The 19,623-nt window shown below is 35.5% G+C and carries 19 protein-coding genes; 17 read left to right on the top strand and 2 right to left on the bottom strand.

Annotated features, from left to right (window positions below; all coding sequences use genetic code 11):
• Nucleotides 1–12 precede the first annotated feature (12 nt).
• Together ACZ446_RS12535 and ACZ446_RS12530 are read right to left on the bottom strand one after the other, a co-directional pair.
• The gene (locus ACZ446_RS12535; RefSeq protein ID WP_464392889.1) at nucleotides 13–555 is read right to left on the bottom strand and encodes a permease; all 543 of its coding nucleotides are present in this window, start codon (nucleotides 553–555) and stop codon (nucleotides 13–15) included.
• Complete coding sequence (locus tag ACZ446_RS12530; RefSeq protein WP_464392888.1) at nucleotides 555–1,037, bottom strand: hypothetical protein; 483 nt, start codon at nucleotides 1,035–1,037, stop codon at nucleotides 555–557. The genes ACZ446_RS12535 and ACZ446_RS12530 overlap by 1 nt, the downstream gene beginning before the upstream one ends.
• A 215-nt stretch (nucleotides 1,038–1,252) precedes the next feature.
• On the opposite strand from ACZ446_RS12530, the gene ACZ446_RS12525 reads away from it, so the two are divergent.
• The 17 genes from ACZ446_RS12525 to ACZ446_RS12445 all read left to right on the top strand — a co-directional run bounded on the left by ACZ446_RS12525 (nucleotide 1,253) and on the right by ACZ446_RS12445 (nucleotide 19,618).
• Nucleotides 1,253–2,146: a hypothetical protein gene (locus tag ACZ446_RS12525; RefSeq protein WP_464392887.1), complete on the top strand. Its 894-nt coding sequence runs from the start codon at nucleotides 1,253–1,255 to the stop codon at nucleotides 2,144–2,146.
• Nucleotides 2,147–2,365: 219 nt separating this feature from the next.
• Complete coding sequence (locus ACZ446_RS12520; protein WP_464392886.1) at nucleotides 2,366–3,784, top strand: glucose-6-phosphate isomerase; 1,419 nt, start codon at nucleotides 2,366–2,368, stop codon at nucleotides 3,782–3,784.
• Nucleotides 3,785–3,955: 171 nt separating this feature from the next.
• Nucleotides 3,956–5,311: a protein kinase domain-containing protein gene (locus ACZ446_RS12515; protein ID WP_464392885.1), complete on the top strand. Its 1,356-nt coding sequence runs from the start codon at nucleotides 3,956–3,958 to the stop codon at nucleotides 5,309–5,311.
• Complete coding sequence (gene nadE / locus ACZ446_RS12510; protein WP_464392884.1) at nucleotides 5,311–6,069, top strand: NAD(+) synthase; 759 nt, start codon at nucleotides 5,311–5,313, stop codon at nucleotides 6,067–6,069. Before ACZ446_RS12515 ends, nadE begins: the two co-directional genes overlap by 1 nt.
• Before the next feature lie 33 nt (nucleotides 6,070–6,102).
• Entirely contained in the window at nucleotides 6,103–7,020 is a 918-nt protein-coding gene (locus tag ACZ446_RS12505; RefSeq protein ID WP_464392883.1) for an ABC transporter substrate-binding protein, read from the top strand.
• Between the two features lie 97 nt (nucleotides 7,021–7,117).
• Nucleotides 7,118–7,585: a HutP family protein gene (locus ACZ446_RS12500; protein ID WP_111571150.1), complete on the top strand. Its 468-nt coding sequence runs from the start codon at nucleotides 7,118–7,120 to the stop codon at nucleotides 7,583–7,585.
• On the top strand, nucleotides 7,566–9,344 hold the full coding sequence (locus ACZ446_RS12495) for an ABC transporter ATP-binding protein (protein ID WP_464392882.1): 1,779 nt from the start codon (nucleotides 7,566–7,568) through the stop codon (nucleotides 9,342–9,344). Before ACZ446_RS12500 ends, ACZ446_RS12495 begins: the two co-directional genes overlap by 20 nt.
• Before the next feature lie 80 nt (nucleotides 9,345–9,424).
• Nucleotides 9,425–10,072, top strand: coding sequence for a lysophospholipid acyltransferase family protein (locus ACZ446_RS12490; protein WP_464392881.1), 648 nt, complete (start codon nucleotides 9,425–9,427; stop codon nucleotides 10,070–10,072).
• A gap of 16 nt (nucleotides 10,073–10,088) precedes the next feature.
• Complete coding sequence (lpxK, locus tag ACZ446_RS12485; RefSeq protein WP_464392880.1) at nucleotides 10,089–11,213, top strand: tetraacyldisaccharide 4'-kinase; 1,125 nt, start codon at nucleotides 10,089–10,091, stop codon at nucleotides 11,211–11,213.
• Nucleotides 11,214–11,231: 18 nt separating this feature from the next.
• Nucleotides 11,232–11,975: a 3-deoxy-manno-octulosonate cytidylyltransferase gene (gene kdsB / locus ACZ446_RS12480; RefSeq protein WP_464392879.1), complete on the top strand. Its 744-nt coding sequence runs from the start codon at nucleotides 11,232–11,234 to the stop codon at nucleotides 11,973–11,975.
• A gap of 74 nt (nucleotides 11,976–12,049) precedes the next feature.
• Entirely contained in the window at nucleotides 12,050–12,895 is an 846-nt protein-coding gene (gene kdsA / locus ACZ446_RS12475) for a 3-deoxy-8-phosphooctulonate synthase (protein ID WP_464392878.1), read from the top strand.
• 16 nt (nucleotides 12,896–12,911) lie between these two features.
• Nucleotides 12,912–13,901, top strand: a complete 990-nt coding sequence (locus ACZ446_RS12470) for a KpsF/GutQ family sugar-phosphate isomerase (protein WP_464394408.1) — start codon at nucleotides 12,912–12,914, stop codon at nucleotides 13,899–13,901.
• A 65-nt stretch (nucleotides 13,902–13,966) separates the two neighbouring features.
• Complete coding sequence (locus ACZ446_RS12465) at nucleotides 13,967–14,830, top strand: lysophospholipid acyltransferase family protein (protein ID WP_464392877.1); 864 nt, start codon at nucleotides 13,967–13,969, stop codon at nucleotides 14,828–14,830.
• A 37-nt stretch (nucleotides 14,831–14,867) separates the two neighbouring features.
• Nucleotides 14,868–16,187 (top strand): 3-deoxy-D-manno-octulosonic acid transferase, encoded by a 1,320-nt coding sequence (locus tag ACZ446_RS12460; RefSeq protein ID WP_464392876.1) that lies wholly within the window; start codon nucleotides 14,868–14,870, stop codon nucleotides 16,185–16,187.
• Entirely contained in the window at nucleotides 16,174–17,229 is a 1,056-nt protein-coding gene (locus ACZ446_RS12455; RefSeq protein WP_464392875.1) for a glycosyltransferase family 9 protein, read from the top strand. Before ACZ446_RS12460 ends, ACZ446_RS12455 begins: the two co-directional genes overlap by 14 nt.
• Nucleotides 17,230–17,255: 26 nt before the next feature.
• Nucleotides 17,256–18,383 carry a lipopolysaccharide heptosyltransferase II gene (waaF, locus tag ACZ446_RS12450; RefSeq protein WP_464392874.1) on the top strand — a complete coding sequence of 376 codons (1,128 nt, stop codon included), beginning with the start codon at nucleotides 17,256–17,258 and terminating at the stop codon, nucleotides 18,381–18,383.
• A complete protein-coding gene (locus ACZ446_RS12445; RefSeq protein WP_464392873.1) occupies nucleotides 18,380–19,618 on the top strand; it encodes an O-antigen ligase family protein in 1,239 nt (412 codons plus the stop codon). Before waaF ends, ACZ446_RS12445 begins: the two co-directional genes overlap by 4 nt.
• Nucleotides 19,619–19,623: the final 5 nt, after the last annotated feature.

The raw sequence follows: 19,623 nt of genomic DNA, 5'->3' as shown, positions 1-19,623 counted from the left end.
GTACACTGCACGTTATTCTGCTTTCGGTATTTTATAATCAATTTTACTGAAGAAATTCCCAAGTAGAATCGAACTGATAATTACCAGTGGTAGTGAAACTCCAATTCTGATTGCAGTAAACTTAATTCCAAGAATTGAAGCTTCCATGATACTCATCGGAATCATCACCAAAGAAGCAGCAGTTACATAGGTAAAAATAGAAGAATAATTTGCTCCCTTGTGGAAAAGACTATTAGCAACTGGAAAGGCTACAAAGGTTCCGCCCACAGTGGTTGCTGCCAGTAAAATAGCATAGATATATTTTTTAAAACCGGATGTATGACCAAAATTATTTTCAATACTTTCTCGGCTAACCCAAACATCAAATAAACCAATCAGCACAAAGGCCGGTGGTAAAAGTAGTCCCATATCACGAGCAAAAATCATAAAGTTAGACCCAATTTTTTTGCCGAGCTCAAAATCAATAAAATATGAGCCGACAATAAAAGCTATAAAGACTGCAAATATATAATAATTTAATTTGTTATTTTTTTTCTTCCCATTATTTTTAGCCATTAGATTAACACCTCTCCGTATAAGATTCCTGTAGCAACAGCAATTAAAGCCGAAATGATAAATCCAGCAATATTTCTCCAAATGGTCGCCTTAATACCAAAATACTCTTTTTCTACTGGATAAGTAGCAACTCCAACCAGCATTAAAGTGGTAATAAAAGCAGCTACAACCATATAATTGACTCCCTTAGAAACTAATATTCCAGCCAGAGGATAAGCAATAAAACCTGGCATCATTGTAATTGAACCAATAATTAGCCCTAAAACCATACCGATAAAAGGAGCCTGTCCGCCAAGATAATTAATTATAAATTGATCAGATATCAAGAGAATAAATGATAAAATAATTAATAATTTGAGATAAGTCCCCAGTATTTTAGAAAATTTCTTCCAGCCAATTTTCAAAGCTTTAAAAGTTTTTTCGCGGTCTGCAGCAAATGAAGCAATAACCGCAATTCCAGCAATATAATAAAGTGTGTACATTAATTTTCCTCCTCTACAATACCCTTATAGGGTATCTTTATAAATATCATATGATTAAAAACTCAGAAAAAAAGTCAAATAGATTACAATTTTTAAAATTATATCGCAAAAATATGATATTTATGAAGAAACTATGAACTTTTGCTAAAAAATTTGTTTTAGCAGCCGAGACTATATTATAATAAAGATAGTAAAGTTATATGGGAGGGAAAAAAATGAAGAAAAAAATAAGTTTAATTTTAGTTGTGCTGATGTTTCTTTTTGCCTTTGGTTCTGCTTTGACTCTGGCTCAAGAAAACTCAGAAGACAGTCAGGAGACTGTTGTGGAAGAAACTGTTGAGACAGAAGAAGAGGTTGCAGATGATGCTGAGGATTCTGATGCTGTAAATTCTGAGACTGAAGATGAGACTGAAAATGGGACTGAAGATGAACCTGAAGTTAGTTATGAAAATCTTGACCAGCTGTTAACAGCAATTCAAGAGAATGAAGAGTTAAATAATATTGAAAAAGTTACTTTAGAAAGAAAATTAACATCTTATGAAGAAAATTTAAGTATTGAAACAATGACTTCAGTTGTGGATAAAATTTTGGCTGAAGAAGTTGATTTAGGACAGGGATTTGTGATTCTAAATAATTTAGATCAAAGTATAAATAATGGTCTTGAAGAGGAAAAAGCTTTAGAATTAATTAATAGTTATCAAAATGAGGCTGATAATGGTCAGTTTAGTTTTCAAACTGCTCTTGAACTGAGAAAGCTCAGCCGAGAAGATAGTTCAGGTGAAAAAACAGAAGCATTTGCGGCTGAAATAGCATCTATTATAGAAGAAAATGGTGAAATTGAAACTTCTCAATTAAAACAATTGTCTGCAAAATACAGAAAAGAAGCAAGAGAAGAAGAAAGAGCTGAAAGAATTAATAAGGGTTCAAAAAATTATAGTTCAGCTTCTGAGAATGCTTTAGAAAATCGTCAAAAAAATAATGCTTCTGAAAAATCATTGAAAAAAGATAATCAAGGAAATGGAAATTCCAATAAACAAAAGTCAAATGGTAAAGGTAAATCATCAGGAAAATCTCCAAATTCTAATGCAAATAAAAATGCAAAAAAATAGAAATTCTAAATTACCTGCTGTAAAAGGCAGGTCTTTTTTTGTTTTTAGACATTTTTGTTTTTCCAAAATGATTGTTGGAATATACTATGGTAAAAATTGTTCTCGCGAACGGAAGGTGCACAGGTACACATAAATCTTGCAAAATAGTGCTGAAAAATATATACTTGTGATAGTATTAATGATTTAGGCAGCGATATAAGAATATAAGGAGGAATTAGGATGTCTGAAAAGGATGATTTAAGATTAAAGCTTGATATTAACAATGTTTTTGCAGAAATGATTGGTGAAGAGCATGGTTTGACTGTTGAGGAGTTAGAAGAAGCAAAAGAGGAGGCTTTAAAAGCACATCAGAATATACTTGAGGCTGAAGCTGATGGTAAGATGGGTTTTATGGAGCTGCCTTATAATCAGGAAGAAGTTGTAAAAGAACTTAAGGCAACTGCCGAAGAGTTAAAAGACAAATTTGATAATTTTGTAGTATTGGGTATAGGTGGATCTGCACTCGGAAATATTGCGGTTCAGACTGCAATCAACGATCCCCACTATAACCTATTTGAAGAAGCGCGTAACGGGTATCCCCGTCTATTTGTTAATGACAATGTTGATCCAGAAGGGATTAAAGCTTTATTTGAGAAGCTGGATCCGAAAAAGACTCTCTTTAATGTGATTTCTAAATCAGGAAGCACAGCTGAAACAATGAGCCAGTTTTTGCTGGCCCGTAAATTTGTTGCTGATGCTGTAGGAGAAGAAAATGTTGGTGAGCACTTTATTGCTACCACAAGTAAAGATTCTGGTTATTTAATCGAGATTGCAGCCAGAGAAAATATGAAGAAGTTCTTCATTCCAGATAATGTCGGTGGAAGATTTTCTGTTTTAACTCCAGTAGGACTTCTATCAGCTGCTATGACTGGAGTAGACATCGAAAAACTGCTCGATGGTGCAGCTTATATGGATAAAATCTGTCGTCAGGATGATTTCTGGAAAAACCCTGCTTTAGTTAATGGTTTGATTCAGTATTTAGCCTATCAAAAAGGAAAAATCATGTCAGTAATGATGCCTTATTCTGATCGTCTGCGCGATGTAGCTGATTGGTACAGGCAGTTATGGGCAGAATCATTAGGTAAGGAAGTTGACCGCCAGGGTAATAAGGTTAATGTTGGTCCAACCCCAATTAAAGCCCTGGGTGCAACTGATCAGCATTCACAGGCTCAGCTTTACATGGAGGGTCCTTTTGATAAAATAATTACCTTCCTGGAAGTAGAAAATTTTGCAGAAGAGTTAGAAATTCCAGGAGCTTACGAAGATTTAGCAGGTCTTGGTTATTTAGGAGGCCACAGCTTTGCTGAATTGATAAATACTGAAAAATGGGCAACTGAGCTTGCCTTAAATAAAAGAAATAGAATGAATCAAACTCTTAAAGTACCTGAAGTAAATGAATTTACTTTAGGTCAGATATTCTATTTCTTTGAATTCCAAACAGCTGTGACGGGTGAACTATTAAATATCAATGCTTTCAACCAGCCTGGAGTGGAACTTGGTAAAAATTATACTTATGGTATTTTTGGCCGTGATGGCTACCAGGAGAAAAAAGATGAATATGAAAATTCTGCCAAGCATCAAGATGATTTGATTCTGTAATTAAAGACTACATTTATTAGATTCATTTAGTTCTTATTTCAGTGTCTCATTTTCATCTGTTTCTAATAATTGTTCGTTATAATTATAATAATTACCAAAGTTTATCCACCTGAGGATTATTGGGTGGATAACTTTGCTTATTCTAATTTAATTAATGCCGGGGGAATTGCAATGAGTAGGGAAAAAGCAGAAAATGAAAATCTAAATAAAGTAAAACTTTTTCAAGATACTGTACCACGGTCAAGGGTGCAGTTAGATGTAGTTAAAAAAGTAAGGGCTGCTGTGAAAAACATGCCGGCAGATCTCCCAGCAAAAATTATTACTTATCAGGATGTAATTAAAGAAAACGGGGAATACTTTTTACTTTATCAGGGCAGCAGTGATTTAAAACCACTGGTTGAATACTTAAACCGGAATTCTATCAGTTCAGGGAAACTGCTGCAGGAAATGCTGGAAATTTTAAAGCTTTTAAGAGACTTGGATTTGATAAAAAGTCTCTTTCCAAAAGGAATAAATTCAGCTAATTTCTATATTGATCAGCAGGAAAACATTTATTTGATGCCGGAACAGATACACAGCAGCCAAAAAAATTATAATGATTTTAACTTTGAAGCACCAGCTGCTGAATATTTTAAACCACCAGAAGTAATAGCAGGTCAGGCCTGGGATCAAAAAGCCTATATTTTCAACCTGGCTGCAGTTTTTTATTATTTTTTAAGCTCAAAAACAATTTTTGATGATGATGATCAGGCAAAGGTTTTAAATAAAATCCAGACCGAAAATATTTTGGAGCCTAAGCTTTTAGTGCCTGAAATCAGTGAGCAGCTGAACAGTCTGGTGATTCAAATGCTGGACCGGGATAAAAATGAGAGGTTAAATTTAGATTCGGTTCTGCAGCAGCTTGGAAATGCAGCTTCTGCTGACAGTTTTGAGCTGCTCCCTTTTTTGAAACGAGAGAATTTATTAGAAAATAAGCTGCTTAAAAAGAAGAGGCAGAAGGAGAATATAAAGCTCTTTTTTAGACAGAGCTGGAAACCACTACTGTTTTTTGTCATCTTATTTGCTTCTATTTTTTGGGGCTTAAGTTCTGGCCCAGCTCCGGTGATTACGGCTGAGGACTCACCGTCAGAGGTGGTCAATTATTTTTACGAAGCACTTGCTGCCAAAAATATTGGCCTGGCTAAAGAAGCTGCTGAGGTCGATTTAGGCGCGATGGAACGCTTAATTTCTGAAAGTCATGTTATTGAAAAAATGCAGGCAGCATACAGCAGTCCTGATTCAGAGCAGGAGATAAACCAGGTTTATAGTTTAGAAAATTTACGAATAGAAGAGCTTTCTAATTCTAGTACCAGCCGCAGTTTTGAAGCTGTTTATGAGTTCAATTTTAGAGACAGTGAAAAACTTTATACAGTTAAACTAGAAGACCAACTTTTTGTTGAAAAAATTGATGATATTTGGAGAATTACAGCAATTGAAGGTGATTTTAGAGCAATGATTGCTGGAGAATATCCCTGGAGGGAAGAATAATGGATAAAAAACTATTTAAAGACCATGATTATGAGAAGATTAAAGACAATTTGGTTTCCTGGCTGCAGGAGAGGGTTAAAACAGCTGGTTTAGAAGGTGCAGTAGTTGGTTTGAGTGGAGGAATTGACTCAGCAGTTACTGCTAGATTGTGCCAGCTGGCATTTGGTGAAAACCTGCTGACAGTTATTATGCCCTGTTATTCCAGCAGTAATGACCGAGAAGATGCACTAAAAATTGCAAATAAATTTCAGATGCAGGTAGTTGAAAATGATCTGAGTGATATTTATGATCATCTTTTAGATGAGCTGAAATCAACAGGTATTAAAGGTGGTAAACTTGCTGAAGCAAATATAAAACCAAGGCTTCGGATGACTTCCTTATATTATTATGCTCAGGTAAAAAATTATTTAGTTATAGGGACAGATAATTGGAGTGAACTGAAAATAGGTTATTTTACCAAACATGGTGATGGTGGAATTGACCTGGCCCCACTTGGTTCTTTAGTAAAACATGAAGTTAAAGAACTGGCCAGAGTTTTAGATATTCCTGCTGAAATTATCGAGAAAAAACCTTCAGCTGGACTCTGGGATGGCCAGACAGATGAGTCTGAGATGGGCTTCAGCTATGAGGATCTTGACCAGTACATTTTAAGTGGTAAGGCTGAGCCAGAAGTTGAAGCAAAGATCAAGAATCTAGCTTCCAAAAACAGCCATAAAGTAGCACCAGTACCAATTCCAAAGAGGGATAAAATTTTATAAATTAGGAAATTGTTTAAACAGAGGTGTGATTAAATGAAGAAGCTAATTTTAGCAGTTTTAATAGTTTCAATGTTTCTTGTCAGCACTTCTTCAGCAGCTGCTGATTATCCAATTGAATATACAGATGACCTGGGACGGAAGATATTAATTGAGACCGAGCCGGAGAGAATTATTTCGCTGGCTCCTTCAGTTACAGAGATCATATACGAACTTGGCCTTGAATCTAAGCTGGTGGCTGTTAGCTCTGTTTGCGATTATCCGCAGGAGGTTTCAGCTAAAACAGAGGTGGGGCGGATTGATGAACCAAATCTGGAAAAGATAATTTCATTGGAGCCGGACCTTGTTATTACTGAATCTGTCAGCCGGATTGAGAGTCTAGAAAGACTAACAAAATTGGGAATTAAAAATATTGGTTTTAAACCTGGCTCAATTAATGATACAATAGATATGATTGAGGATATTGCTTATTTAAGCTCTGCAGAAAGTGCTGGTCAAAAAATTACTGCGGAGATGGAAAAGGAATATCTACGTTTGCAAAAACTAGTTGCTAAAAAGCTTGAAAATAATGAGCGCAAAAGAGTTTTTTACGAGATTTGGTCAGATCCATTATATACTGCAGGTGAGGGTACTTTTATTGACAGTTTGATTCAGGCTGCAGGTGGTTATAATATTGGGCGTGAAGCTCAGGGGAGTTGGCCCACCTATAATTTGGAAAGTCTAATTGCTGCTGATCCGGAAGTATATATCAGCAGTCAGCACAGCAGTCCTCAGGGTTTAACTCTAGAAGATTTAAGCCAGAAAAAAGTTCTGAGGGAGATTTCTGCGTTTAAAAATGATCGCATTTATTTAGTTAATCCAGATTTAGTAAATAGACCTTCACCAAGAATAATCGAAGGTTATAAGGAATTAATTAAAGCTATTTTTCCGGAACTAAAAGAGGAAATTAATTAGTTTTGTTGAATAGCAGATAGTGGTAGGGAAAGTGAAGACATTCTTAAACCTTTTTTAAAAGGAAATAACTAAGAAAATAAGACTAAGAGGTGATTTGATGAATTTATCAGATTTTACAATTGATGATTTTACGGAAATTGATGGTGGACAGTCTATAGGAAAGGTAGCTGTACTGCTGTCGATGGTTAATGACGAATATGACGGCAAGATAATTGATGCTTATAAAAATGAAGGCTATAAAGCAGTAATTACCAGAGCCGGAGGCAAAGGATCTAAACTAAAGGATAAAGTTTTGCGTAACTGTCTTGGAGCAGCAATTAAAGGTGATGTAATCACCGAATCTGTTCAGGACCAGAGAATTTTAACCCGCTGTGTAGAAAGAGCTATGATCGATTTTGATAAGCCATTATCTGGGATTTCAGGTGCTGGTATTAAAATTGGTATTGTTAGTAAAGAGCCTCATTTAGCAGTTGCTCTTTATGGAAAGCTTGGTATCCCTGGGTTAGATGTTGATCACGAAATTTCAGGAATGGGGATTCACTATTATGGACTCAGCAAAAGGTAATAATGAAATTGAAATATTAAAAAGGGTATTCAAATATCTTTTACCATATAAAGGCAGGCTGGCAGGGGGAGTAATCTCCATGCTGGTTCATGCCTTTTTAACTGTTTTTTTTGTAAGGGTTTTTCAGGGACTTTTGGAGACTATTATTTCAGATATTAATATGGGCCGCGAGGGAATGATCCAGCTTTCATTAGTTGCTGGAATGATGATTTTAGTTTATTTTCTCAAAGGAGTTTCCTATTATGGTAAAACTTATCTGGTTTCCTATGTTTCTCAAAGATCAATTAAAGATATGAGGGATGATCTCTATTCACATCTCCATAATTTGTCTTTAAGCTTTTACAGTAAAAATAAGACGGGTGATATTTTATCCCGGGTTACTAATGATGTTCAGAATTTAGAGAGTTCGATGATTAAAACTACTGTCGGCAGTATTGACAAGGTTTTTACACTGCTGGGAGGTATACTGTATTTAGTTTATTTAAATTACCGCCTGACAATCTTTTTGATTATAATCTTACCTTTAATTACATATGTAATTACAAAGTTTAATTATAAGTTGAAGAAGGTCAGCCGCAGAGTTCAGATTAAGATTGCTGATGTTTCAGATGTGCTTCAGGAAACGCTTTCTGCTGTGAGGGTTGTTAAATCCTTTGGGCGAGAGGAATATGAGTTTGAGCGTTTCAGCACTGAAAATCAGGCCAACTTTAGGGCCAAAATGAAAAAAACTCAGTATGGAGCAATTTTAACACCGCTGGTAGAATTCTTAGCTGCTATTTCTTTTACAGCTATTCTCTGGTATGGTGGTTATGAGGTTATGCAGGGAAGAATGTCAGCCTCAGAATTAATAGCCTTTTTCACTCTGCTTTTAACTATCAGTGAACCCTTAAGATCAATAACTAAATTATCAAAGCGGCTGCAGCAGCTATTTGCTTCAGCTGAAAGAGTTTTTGAGATAATGGATACTGAAAGTGAAATGCGGGAAGATGACGAAAACAAGATTGAATTAGATGATGTAGAAGGTGAAGTTGTTTATGATAACGTAAGCTTTGCCTATAATCGAGATGAGATAGTTTTAAAGGATATAAGTTTAACAGCTGAGCCGGGTGAGGTAGTTGCTCTAGTAGGCCACAGTGGAGCTGGAAAAACAACAATGGTTGATTTAATTCCACGCTTTTTTGACCCCATTTCCGGTAGAATGAGGTTGGATGGTCATGACCTTAGAGATCTTAAAATTGACAGCTTGCGTGATTTTATTGGAATAGTTCCTCAGGAGACAATTTTATTCAGCGGTTCATTAAGAGATAATATTGCCTATGGTGATTTAGAGGCTGACGAAGAATCAATCCAGGCTGCAGCAAAGGCTGCAAATGCACATGATTTTATTATGGCTTTTCCGGATGGCTATGATACAATAGTTGGAGAGCGCGGAGTTGGACTTTCTGGTGGCCAAAAACAGAGAATTTCAATTGCCAGAGCAATACTTAAAAACCCTAAAATTTTAATCCTGGATGAAGCAACTTCTTCTCTTGACTCAGAATCTGAAGCCTTAGTTCAGGAGGCACTGGAGCATTTAATGGAAAACAGAACAACTTTTATTATCGCTCACAGACTTTCTACTATCAGAAATGCAGATAAAATTGTGGTAGTTGAGCAGGGTGAAGTTATGGAAATGGGAAGCCACCAGGAGCTGCTTAAAAAACAGGGTAAATATGCTTCTTTATACAAAGGTCAATTTATTGAAGATCCTAATGCTTAAATAGAAGCTGATTTAATTTTAAAAGAAACAATAAATTTTAAATAAAAATAGGGCACTGTTTAATTAAGGAGGAATAAATGATGTCAGCTAAAAAAAGAAAACTAGAAAAAAAGTTAATTCCTCCTTTGGCCTATTATTTGATTAGGGCGACAAACTTTTCTTATAGACTTGAAGTAGAAGGTTGGGAAAAAGCAAAGAAAATGATGGAACAGGAATCACTTGTTTTTTCCTGCTGGCATGGTGATCTCTGGGTTCCTTCTTATTTTCTACAGAGATTAAAAATCTATGCACTGGCAAGTTTGAGTCGCGATGGCAGTTATATTTCTGAAGTTTTAGAAAGATTGGGCTGGGGAACTGTTCGTGGTTCCAGCAGTAGAGGAGCAAGCCGTTCACTGCTAAAACTTTATAGAAAGCTTAAAAAAGGTGAAAGTGCTGCGATTACTCCTGATGGACCAACAGGTCCTCTGCATCAGGTTAAACCCGGTATTATTTTTCTGCAGGAAAAAGCAGGATCTTATCTGGTGCCGATGGGGATTGATGCCCGCTGGAAGAAAAATTTCAGCAGCTGGGATGAATTTCTACTGCCTTTACCCTTTAGCAAAACAGCCTTAGTTTTTGCTGAGCCTTTTAAATTTGAAACAGAACTTACGATGGATGAAAAAAAGAAAATCTTAGAAGAAAAAATGGCAGAGGTAAATAAAAGAGCTGCTGAGATAGTCAAAAAATAATGGTGGTATTAAATATATGGATAGTTTGCGTAATTATTTAGAAAAAATCATAGATGGTTCAGAAAAAGGAATTTTAGCAAAAGTCATTAGTTTCTTTTTGTTTCTGCTTTCGCTGCTTTATGCTCAGCTTGCTAAAATTAGATCCACCCTATATCAAAATAATATATTAAAGAAAAAAGAGGCAGAGGTGCCGGTAATCAGTATTGGCAATATTACTACTGGTGGAACTGGCAAGACTCCTTTTACTGCTTTTTTAGCCGAAGAGTTAAAATCTCAATATAAGATAGCTATTATCAGCCGCGGTTATGGGGCTGCAGAAGATGTAGAAGAACCTTTTTTAATTAAATCGGGTTCTGAACTTTATGCTGAGGCAGCTGAAGCTGGAGATGAGCTTTTTATGCTGGCCCGCAGCTATGATCAATTAATTTTTATCCGCTCAGCTAATAGATATCAGGGAACAAAACTGGCAGAGGCTCAAGGGGCAGATTTGATATTATTAGATGATGGTTTTCAACATTACCAGTTAAAAAGAAATGCAGACATAGTTTTAATCGATGCCGAAAAGCCATTTTCTAACAATAAAGTTTTACCAGCAGGTTTGCTTAGAGAACCTTTTACTGCTTTAAAAAGAGCTGATATATTCCTTTTAAACCGCAGTGAAAATGTTGATTTCAGTCAAATTAAAGAACTTGAGACATCACTTAAAACGCTAAGTCCTTCTCAGAGCGGTGTTTTTAGAGCAGAAACCAGCTTAGAAAGCTGTGTTGCTGTTGCTTCTCAAGAGGAAAAAGAACTTGACTTTTTAAAGAAGAAAAAGGTTTTTGCCTTTTCTGGTATAGGTAGTCCGGAAGCTTTCAAAAAGAGTATAGAAAGTGCAGGAGTTGAAATTGTAAGCTATAAAATCTTTAAGGATCATTACAGCTATCAAAAAGAGGATCTTTTAACTCTGCTTGATCAATATTCTGCTTCACAGGCTGATCTAATTTTGACTACAGAAAAAGATGCGGTCAAACTCTTTGATTTTGCAGAGATGATTGGAGATTTACCTTTTTACTATCTTAAGATTTCTTTGAAAGTCGAAGCTAAAGAAAAATTATTAAAACTGATTAAATCTAAGATTAAAAATGGATGTGCAAAATAAGAATTTGAGGTGTATTTTATGAGCAGGCTTAAAACTGTTGCTGTTATTCCTGCCCGCTATGATTCCACTCGTTTTCCCGGTAAAGCGCTGGCAGAGATTATGGGCAAGGCAATGATTGTCAGGGTTTATCAGGCAGTAGAAAAATCTAAATTAATAGACGAAGTCTATGTTGCTACAGATGACAGGAGAATAAAAAAGGCTGTTGAAGTTGCAGCTGGCAGCGTAATAATGACCTCTGATCAGCATCAAAGTGGTACTGATAGAATTGCAGAAGCAGCAGCTCAAATTGAGGCTGAACTGATAGTTAATGTTCAGGGGGATGAGCCCTTAATTGAAGCTCAGAGTATTGATCGGGCTTTAAAACCTTTTAGCTGTGAAGAAAATCTTCGGATGAGCACTTTAAAAAGAAAAATTACTGCCGCTGAAGCTAAAAGTCCTGATCGAGTTAAAGTAGTTACAGATCAGAATGACTATGCCCTATATTTTTCGCGTTCAGCGATTCCTTATTACCGTGATACCAAGCCAGAAAATCAGCAGTATTATCAGCATATAGGTCTTTATGTTTACAGACGTGATTTTCTTTTGAAATATGCTGAGATGGAAAGAACTGCTCTAGAAAAGGCTGAGTCTTTAGAACAGCTGCGGGCACTGGAGAATGGATATCAAATTAAAGTTCTGGAAACAGAGGCCAAATTAATTGGTGTTGACCGCCGGGAAGATATTGAGCTGGTTGAAAAAGAGCTTAAATTGAGAAATATTTGATTTAAATAGATTGGCGGAAAGATTTAATGCAAAATTAGGTTTGACTTAACGTAAGATATAGATGGAGGTAAAAAATGATTAAAAAGGTTAAATTAAATGATGATATAATTTTTGGAGATCCCACAAAGCCTTTTGTGCTTTTAGCAGGTCCCTGTGCAATTGAAGAGGAAGATCGTGTTTTAAGAATTGCTGAAGGGATTAAGAAAATAACAGATAGACTGGGGATTCCCTATGTTTTTAAAGCTTCTTTTGATAAAGCAAATCGTTCTTCAATCGATTCCTACAGAGGTCCTGGTTTAAAAGAGGGCCTAAGAATTTTAGAGAGAGTTAAAAGAGAAATTGGACTACCAGTGATTTCAGATATCCACCTTCCTGAACAGGCTGCAGCTGCAGCAGAGGTTTTAGATATTATGCAGATCCCTGCCTTTTTGTCAAGACAGACTGATATGCTAACTGCTGCCGGTAAAACCGGGAGTATAATCAATGTCAAAAAGGGACAATTTTTAGCTCCCTGGGATATCGATCAGGTAGTAGAAAAGATTGAAAGTACAGGTAATGAGAGGATACTTTTAACTGAAAGAGGAGTTTCTTTTGGCTATAATAATCTAGTTGTAGATATGCGTTCATTACCTAGACTGCGTAAAACCGGCTATCCAGTTGTTTTTGATGCAACTCATGCAGTTCAGCTGCCTGGTGGTGCTGGTGATAGTTCAGATGGTGAAAAAGAATATGTTCCTTATCTGATGCGGGCTGCTCTGGCAGCAGGAATAGATTCTTTATTTATGGAAGTTCATGATAATCCAGCTGTGGCTAAAAGTGATGGAGCAAATATGATTCCTCTAGAAAGACTAGAAGGAATTTTAAAGCAGGGGCTGGCAATTGATCAGGCAATGAAGAATTGTGATGAAATAAATTATTAATAATTGGGTGACTAAAATGACAAAAAGCAGCAGAGAAGATAAATTAAAGCAGGGGCTGGCTGAAGCCAAAAATGCCCTACAGATAGAAGCTGATGCAGTTTTAAAATTGAAAGAAGAGATTGATGGAAGTTTTCAGAAAGCCATGGAATTGATTATTGATTCCAGCGGCAGAGTTGTATTTACTGGAGTGGGGAAAACAGGTTTAGTAGCTAAAAAGCTGGCTGCTACTTTTTCCAGCACTGGAACTTCTGCTTTTTTCGTCCATGCTGGTGAAGGCCTACATGGCGATCTGGGAATGATTAGAGCCGGGGATGTTGTAATAGCTGTTTCCAATAGTGGTGAAACTGATGAAGTTATTTCACTGCTGCCATCTCTGAGGAGAATCGGCATTACCTTAATTGCTCTAACTGGAAATAGCAGGTCAACTCTCGCTAAACATGCAGATTTAATTTTGGAGGCAGATGTAATTACCGAGGCCTGTCCCCATAACCTTGCTCCAACTGCAAGTACTACTGCAGCTCTAGCTCTGGGGGATGCTCTGGCAATTGCTCTCTCTTCATATTATGGTTTTACACCTGAGGATTTTGCTCTTTACCATCCCGGAGGATCCCTGGGCAGAAAGCTTTTAACTAAGGTTCGAGATGTAATTAAAATTAGAGAACAGAACCCGGTTGTAGATGTCGAGACTACTGTCAGAGAAGCTCTATTTAAGATGACCAAAAGCCGAATGGGATCAACCTCAATTGTGGATCAGGATGGAAATTTGAAAGGGATCATCACTGATGGTGATATTCGCCGCCTTTTAGAGAAATCTGCCGATTTCATTGATCGCCCGGTTAAAGACTATATGACAGCTGATCCAACTACTATTGCTCCCGAGAGGCTGGCAGCAGAAGCTCTTAAGATTATGGAATCCAAAGAAATTAACGATCTGCCGGTTGTAGAAGATCAAAAGCCGGTTGCAATGCTTAACTTTCAGGATTTGCTGAGGGCAAAGGTTTTTTAAAATCAGTTTTTTATTATAAGATAAACAATCTAAGATTAAAATAAAAAAGATAAAAGAGGCTAAATATGAAAGACAAAGTAAGTATGTATTTATATAACATTTTCAGATTTTTACTCAAAAAGCTGCCAGCAGCTGGCCGTTATTTAGGGATATTTATTGCCTATCTAGCCTATTTTATTACTCCTTCTAGAAGAGAACATTCACGTTTGAATTTAAAGTCAGCTTTAAATTTAACTGATAAAGAATCAAAAAAACTAATTAAAAAGGTATATAAAAATTTAGGTTATAATTTTGCTGAATTTCTAATGGAAGATAGTTTCAGCCAGGAAGATATAGATAGAATGGTTGATTTTAAAGGAATAGAATATCTAGATCAGGCTTTAGAAAAAGGGAATGGAGTTATTATCTATACAGCACACCTTGATAATTGGGAATTGTTGGGGGCTGTTCTGGCTGTTAAAGGATATCCGATTAATTCTATAGCCAGAGAGCAAAATAATTCTTTATTTGATCAAAAAATTAATGAGATCAGACGCGGGATAGGTATTGGAATAATCCCGAAAGGATTGGCGGTACGTCAGGCTTTTAAAAAATTAAAAGATAATCAAATAGTAGCAATTCTGGGGGATCAAGATGCCCGCAGTCATGGCTGGAAATTAAAGTTTTTCGGTAGAGACGCTTCTACATATGCCGGGGCAGTACAGTTTGCTAAGCGAACTCAGGCTCCAATTGTACCTATGTTTTTCCAGCGCCAGGGGTGGTTGAAGCATACATTAAAAGTTTATAAACCTCGCCAGATAAGCAAAGAAGCATCTGAGTTAGAATTAAAAGAAGAACTGCAGTCATTATTAGATCTAACTGAAAAAGAAATTAAGGAAAGTCCTGCTGATTGGATGTGGCTGCATAAGCGCTGGAAGACATATAATTAATTTTTGACAATACGATTTAAGATGAAGGGGGAGAAATATGTATTTGATTTATAATTTGATTTTATCTATTTTAACAATCTTTTTACTTCCCTATTACTATATTAAGAGCAAAAAAAGTGGAGAAAATTTAGATTTACGAGAACGCTTTGCTTTTTATGATCAAAACCTTGATTTATTATTTCCAGCTGATAAGGTGATTTGGATTCAGGCTGCTTCTGCTGGAGAAACTCTGGCTGCGCAAAAATTAACTGCAGAGATCAGAGATAAGTATCCTAAAGCCAGGATAATTTTTTCGACAATGACAGCTAGCGGTAAAAATTTAGCTAAAAAGAAAATAGAAGGTGCTGATTTGATAATTTATCTTCCGTTTGATCTAAATTGGGTTGTCAAAAGAGCAGTAAAGAGATTTAAACCTGATCTTTTTATAATGATTGAAACCGAGCTCTGGCCAAATTTAATTAGAGCTTTAGATCAACAGGGATGCCAGATAATGCTGACCAGCGGTAGGATTAGTGATGATTCCTTTGGCCAATATAAAATTTTAGGTTCACTTTTAGAAGACATGTTAAGCAGAATTGATATTTTTAGTATGCAGCATCAGGAAGCAGCTGAAAAAATTAAAGAGTTGGGTGCTGCTGAAGACCATATCTGCATCAATGGTAATTTAAAATATGATATCGATCTGAAACCACCAGAGAAAGAGGAATACTTTGCAAAGCGAGAGATGTTTAAAATAAAAGAGAAAACAAAGGTTTTGGTTGCTGGAAGTACTCATCAGGGAGAAGAAAATATTATCTTAGATCTATACAAGCAGTTAAAACAAGATTTTTCCCAGCTCAAGGTTTTGCTTGCTCCCCGCTATGTGGAGAGGCGAGACGAATTGTTAAAACTGGCTCAAGAAGAGGAAGTAGCAGCTGTACTCTATTCTGAACTTAAACGAAATCAGGTTCAGCTTGCTGAAGATACTGATCTGATAATTATAGACACCATGGGAGAACTGGCTCAGCTGTACTTTTATGCAGATTTAGTTTTTATTGGTGGTTCTTTAATTGAGCGTGGAGGTCATAATGTGATTGAAGCAGCAGCCAGAGCAAAGGTTGTTCTTTTTGGTGATAGTATGTATAATTTTAAAGAGGAAAGAGATTTTCTGTTGGATAATGAAGTGGGATTTGAGATTGAAAATGCTGCTGATTTTTATGAAAAATCTTATCAGCTTCTAGCAAATGATGAATACAGGAAGCAGAGAGCAGAAAAAGCAGCTGAATTAATTGAAGAAAATAGAGGTTCAGTCCGCAAACAGCTGCAGCTGATAGATGTCTTATTAAAGCAGGGAGTAGATCATGATGCAGAAGAATAAAGAAGAAAAGATTTTAATTACCAGGCTGAGTGCTATTGGAGATGTGATTCATGCTTTACCGGTTGCTTATGCCTTAAGACAAAAATATCCGGAAGCACAGATTGACTGGCTGGTGGAAGCTAAGGCTTATCCACTAGTTAAATTAAATCCCTATTTAGATAATGTTATTTTGCTGCCGCGGAAGCAGTGGCGCGAAAATCTGAGCCATGATTTAATTGGAACAGTTAAATCTTTTTTAAAATTTTTCAGAGAAATGAAGCAGAAAAAATATGACATCAATCTCGATCTGCATGGTTTATTTAAAAGTGCTTTCAGTTCTTTTTTAATTAAACCAGGACTCCGTATTGGTCCTGCTGATGGTAGAGAGTTAAGTACGCTTTTCTATCAGGCGAAAATAGATATTCCTCTTAACAAGATGCATAAGATTGAAAGAAATTTACATCTTGCTTCCGCTCTAGAAACTGAGACTGATGAGGTTAACTATGGATTAAAAATGACTCCTGTTATTAGAAGTCGGGTCAGCCGTCTCTTTGAAGCAGAAAAGGTTGACCAAAGTAAAAAGTTAGTAGTTATTAATCCTTTTACCACCTGGGAATCTAAAAACTGGTTTTTGGACCGTTATTTTCAGCTGGCAAATGAGTTAATTGAGGTTGGTTACTATGTTATTTTCACTGGTGGACCTGGGGATAAAGAGGCAATTGATAGTTTTGAAGCAGCTGCAGAAAATAGTTTTAGTAATCTGGCCGGCAAAACTGATTTAGAAGAACTCACAGAAATTTATAACCGTGCTTCTTTATATATTGGTGGAGATACAGGTCCCACTCATCTTGCAGCTGCTGTAGGCTTAAAAGTTATTGCACTGATGGGGCCAACTGATCCGGACACACATGGTCCTTACGGAGAAGGGCATACTGTAATTCAAGACAATAGTTTAGAATGTATTCGCTGCTGGGATCGACACTGCAGCCGTAAAATGCAGTGTATGAAGTCGATAACTGTAGAACAGGTTTTACGGATTGCCAGACAGAAGTTGGAAGGCTAAGATTTTAATTAGAAGGAATGGTATTGATGAAAGAAATCAAGCGAATAGTAGTTATAGACCTTTTATATCTGGGAGATTTATTATTTGCCCACCCGTTTTTTGAAGGACTAAGAGAACTATTTCCAGAGGCCAGAATTGACCTGGTGGCAAATAGTAATTTTTCTGAGATAATGAGAGCTAATAATAATATAGATCATGTTTACAGTTATAACAAAAATTGGCCTACTGCCCGTTCTTATAATTTTGCTAAAAAGCTGAAAATGAATAATTATCAGCTTGGAATTAATATTCATGGTAATTGGCGGACAGCTCTACTTTTGAAATTAATTTCACCTGCCCAAAGTATTGGTTATGGGGGTAAGGGTAGAGGGATCTTTTTGGATGAGGAAGTGGAAAAAGATATTGATTCACATATGGTAGAATTTTATTTAAAATTCTTAGATCAGCTACAGCAGAGCAAGCTTTTAGCAGAACATTTTGCGGAAAATAATATTTCTAAAGAGATAGTTTCTGAGACTATTGTTTCTGACAGTAAGCATCAAAATGAAACAGTTGAACTTCAAAATAGTGAGCGGGCTTTTCCCTCTCTCAATGTTGCTGAAAGTCATCAAAAAAAGGCTGAGCTTAAGCTGAAAAAGAGTGGATTAGAGTCAGAAGATGAATTTATTGTTTTAAATACAGGCGGCAGCTGGAAAACTAAACGCTGGCCTGAGGAGTATTTTGCAGAAATAGCAGATCAGCTGACCAAAAAGGGTTATCAGATTCTTTTTGTCGGAGGTCCTTCTGATACAGAAAGAGTTAACTATATCTGTAATAAGATTGAAAATCAAAAAATGATTTATAACCTAAGTGGGAAGACTTCTCTTTTGGAGCTGGCTGCAGTCTTAAAAAGAGCAAAACTGATGATTAGTGGTGATACCGGGCCGGTTCATGTTGCAGCAGCTGTTGGTACAAATACAGCAGCTATTTTTGGCCCTTCTGATGAAGAAATGTATGGTCCTCGAGGTAAGGGAAAAAATATTTTAATCAAAAATGTTGACTTAAGCTGCCGTCCCTGTGGAGAACACGAGTGTCCGCTTGATCACTTTAAGTGTATGCGGGAGCTGAGTCCTGAGATGGTAGTTGAGAGACTTGTAACTGAAGGAATGATATGATGGATGTGTTGGATATTAAATTTAATTTTGAAAAGACTCTAAATAAAATTATTCTATATTTATATATGTTTTTGCTTTTTTCTTTTACATTTTCAATAGCTATTAGAAATATATTTTTAGGGTTATTATTTATCTTTGTGATAATTAGATCTATTTTTTATAAAAAATTAGAAATAAAAAATAATGAATTTAATTTTTATATTATTGTTTTTTTGAGTTTCACATTTGTATCTTTTTTTGTAGCTAATAATTTAGAATTATCTATAGATAGATTTGTTAGTCCAATTTTAAGATATTTATTTTTCTTTTATTTTACTTTTGAAATTATAAATAATAAGCAAGCAATACAAAAATATTTTAATGTTCTACTGTATGGTAATATAGCATTCGCTTTTTTGGGTTTGTTAATTAAATATATGAATGGAACTAACTATTTGATGGGAAATGGGACAGGAACTGTTGCTGCATTTAATGTTTTTGTTTTTAGTGCTCTATTGTTTGATAGAAGTATTAATAAATATAAGAGACTTTTATATTTATTTGGCATAATATCATTTTGTTATATTTTATTCCAGACTACATCTAGAGGTGCAGTGGTAGGGTTTTTAATCTCTTTATTTGTGTTTGCAATGTTTTTAATTTATTATAATTATGATTCTAAAAAAGTCAAGATGATTGCAACAATTTTATTAATATTATTTATTATTATTACTCCATATTTAATGCCTGAAAGATTATTAAATAAATTTGGTAATCTCAGAAATGTTTATGAACATAATAGTTTAAAAACAAGAATTGTAATGTGGGAATCTTCATTGCACATGATAAAACAAAACCCTTTATTAGGTGTAGGAGTAGGTAATTATCAACCACATTATTTAAATTACATTGATAATATTTCGGAAGAAGATTTATCAAAAAGTTCTAGAGAACATGATCATCCCCATAATATGTTTCTTTTTATTGCTGCAGAGCAGGGAATACCTTCATTAATTATCTTTATAATCATGATTTTCATTGCAATAAAGATTTCATTATTTAATATTTTTAGATATAAAAAGTTTTCGTTTGGTAATCTTATAGGGATTATTTCTATTTCAATGTTCATTGTTTTTATAATTCACAGTTTTGTTGATAGTACAGCTAGATATGGTCATGTTGGTTTCTATTTAATATTTGTAACCATAATTAATTATTTATTGTATGAGGAAATGAGTGATAAATGTGAAAATTAGTGGTT

Source organism: Halanaerobium sehlinense, assembly GCF_055379485.1.
The sequence above is the reverse complement of the archived record's forward strand: the minus strand, read 5'-3'. Positions and strand labels throughout refer to the sequence as shown.